This window comes from Vibrio sp. 10N.261.52.A1 (genome assembly GCF_002876325.1).
Taxonomy (GTDB): Bacteria; Pseudomonadota; Gammaproteobacteria; order Enterobacterales; family Vibrionaceae; genus Vibrio; species Vibrio chagasii.
Map to the genome: position 1 here is coordinate 1 of NZ_MCYD01000985.1, position 1763 is coordinate 1763.

The following is a 1763-nucleotide window of genomic DNA, read 5'->3' on the forward strand; positions in this document are numbered from 1 at the left end:
TTTCTTAGTTCGTTCGGGCATTCTGGTCTCGGTTCACGCGTTCGCGTCTGATCCGGCTCGTGGTATGTTCATCCTAGGTTTCCTAGTTTTTGTTATTGGTGGCTCACTATTACTGTTCGCAGTGAAAGGTGCATCAGTACGTGTTCGCGGTAACTTCGATCTAGTCTCACGTGAAAACGCACTACTAGGTAACAACATCCTGTTGATTGCTGCTCTAGTGGTGGTGTTAGTCGGTACACTACTACCGCTTGTTCACAAACAGTTAGGTTTGGGCTCGGTATCTATCGGTGCGCCATTCTTCGACATGTTGTTCTTCTGGTTAATGATTCCGTTCTCGTTCCTGTTGGGTATCGGTCCTCTTATCCGTTGGAAGCGTGACAACCTATCTAAGCTTGTTAAGCCAATGGTCATTTCGGGTGTATTCTCGCTAGGCTTGAGTGCGCTATTGGTGACGGTACTAGCTGATCGCTTCAGTGGTACTGCGTTTGCCGGCTGGGTGATGGCATTCTGGATCATCTTCATGCATGGCTTCGAACTGCATGAGCGTGCGACTCACCGTCATACGTTTATGAAAGGTCTGACTAAGCTACCACGCAGTCACTGGGCTATGGTGTGTGGTCACATCGGTTTGGCGGTAACTGTAATTGGTATCGCGATGGTACAGAACTACAGTATTGAACGTGATGTTCGTCTTGCACCAGGTGAGAGCTACCAGCTTGAAGAGTACGATTTCCTATTTACGGGTGTTCGTGACAAAGATGGTCCAAACTACGATGGCTACATTGCTGATTTTGAAATCACAAAAGAAGGCAAGTACATCAACACGCTTCACGCAGAAAAACGTTTCTACACAACAGCTAAGTCTATGATGACAGAAGCGGCGATTGATCGTGGCGTAACACGTGACCTTTACATTGCTATGGGTGAACGTTTAGACGACAACAAATCTTGGGCTGTACGTATCTACTACAAACCGTTTGTACGTTGGATCTGGGCGGGTTCTTTGATCATGTCTCTTGGTGGTGCTATTGCTATCAGTGACCGTCGTTACCGTTTCCGTAAGCCATCTAAAAAGTCGGCTAAAGAGCAGGAGGCTTAACTCGAATGAACAAAAAGGTTTTATTCATTCCATTGATTGCGTTCATGGTTCTAGCGGGAATCTTTGCAACGCAATTAGTGCGCAATCAGTCGGGCGATGACCCGACTAAACTTGAATCGGTATTAATTGGTAAACCAGTACCTCAGTTTGATCTAGAAGACTTAGAGCAGCCAGGTAAGCTTCACGATCAAGCGATCTTCAAGGGCGAACCTCTACTGCTTAATGTGTGGGCTACTTGGTGTCCTACTTGTTACGCAGAGCACTCATACTTGAACAAGCTGGCTGACAAGGGCGTTAAGATCATTGGTTTGAACTATAAAGATGATCGCAATAAGGCTGTGGGTTGGCTAAAAGAGTTGGGTAACCCATACCTGATCAGTCTGTTCGACGGTAACGGCATGCTAGGTCTAGACCTTGGCGTTTATGGTGCTCCAGAGACTTTCCTAATCGACGCTAACGGTGTCGTTCGCTATCGCCATGTGGGTGATGTGAATCCAACAAACTGGGCATCGACGCTTGAGCCGATGTACAACGAGTTGTTGGAGGAAGCGAAATGATTAAGAAGGCTCTGATTACTTTATTTGCTACGTTTGCGATTTCAGCGACTGTGTCTGCAGCGCCTATCGAATTTCATGAATTCGATAACGCTGACCAAGAACAGCAG

At 46.7% G+C, this 1763-nt stretch carries 2 protein-coding genes and 1 pseudogene; all 3 read left to right on the forward strand.

Annotated features, from left to right (window positions below; all coding sequences use genetic code 11):
- On the forward strand, window positions 1–1099 hold a 1099-nt coding region (locus BCT81_RS21390), incomplete at its 5' end, for a cytochrome c-type biogenesis CcmF C-terminal domain-containing protein (RefSeq protein WP_277869839.1).
- Between the two features lie 5 nt (window positions 1100–1104).
- Window positions 1105–1656 carry a DsbE family thiol:disulfide interchange protein gene (locus tag BCT81_RS21395; RefSeq protein ID WP_102425761.1) on the forward strand — a complete coding sequence of 184 codons (552 nt, stop codon included), beginning with the start codon at window positions 1105–1107 and terminating at the stop codon, window positions 1654–1656.
- Window positions 1653–1763 (forward strand): annotated as a pseudogene (locus tag BCT81_RS21400) (cytochrome c-type biogenesis protein CcmH); the annotation flags it as partial. The gene BCT81_RS21395 and the pseudogene BCT81_RS21400, both read left to right, overlap by 4 nt.

Coding starts and splice junctions, on each gene's coding strand:
- BCT81_RS21395 (WP_102425761.1), top strand. CDS start 1,105: ATGAACAAAAAGGTTTTATTCATTCCATTGATTGCGTTCATGGTTCTA.